Below are 506 nucleotides of genomic sequence, written 5' to 3'. Positions count from 1 at the left end.
GATGACTTATATAGTAAATTACTTAGAAAAGCGATTACAGAGCGTAAAAACGATAAAATATTTACAATCTCATTCAAGTATCATGAAGCTTATGCACTTGAAGCCATTTTAAGACACTTTATTTCAAATATCGATGAAAGCTATTCAGATCCTTATGTAAAAAATACGGCTCATGTTATTGCGAATAAAATTCATCAAGAGTTATAATTCTTCCAACAGCATTTTAGCTGGAGATTCTTCCAAAGAAATCAAAAGAAAACAAAGGTAAGTTTCGCAACACATAAATTTTAGCATAAAGACGTTTCACTTTTTATATAAAATTTAGGCTTGCTGCACTTATGTAAATGCTTTCTTTTTTTTCGTTTTTTCTTTTCTGAAAGACATTTTTTTATCCTCCTTTATTTCTTAATTTTTTTCTTAAAATTTAATTTAGATGCAAGATATGGATTTGTGTAGACACTCAAATCACAATATTGCCTTTTCAGAAAAAAGGAAAGCAAAAAAAT

Annotated in this window: 1 protein-coding gene; it reads left to right on the top strand. The window is 27.7% G+C overall.

Features of this window, described 5'->3' with window-relative positions; all coding sequences use genetic code 11:
* Positions 1-207 (top strand): hypothetical protein (locus HX088_RS13895; protein WP_286484488.1); only part of this gene is annotated, 207 nt, incomplete at its 5' end.
* Positions 208-506: the final 299 nt, after the last annotated feature.

Origin of the sequence: Empedobacter sp. 225-1, assembly GCF_030328185.1 — a bacterium.
Classification (GTDB): domain Bacteria; phylum Bacteroidota; class Bacteroidia; order Flavobacteriales; family Weeksellaceae; genus Empedobacter; species Empedobacter stercoris.
Note: the sequence above shows the minus strand (reverse complement) of the source record. Positions and strands in the feature narration are given on the sequence as shown.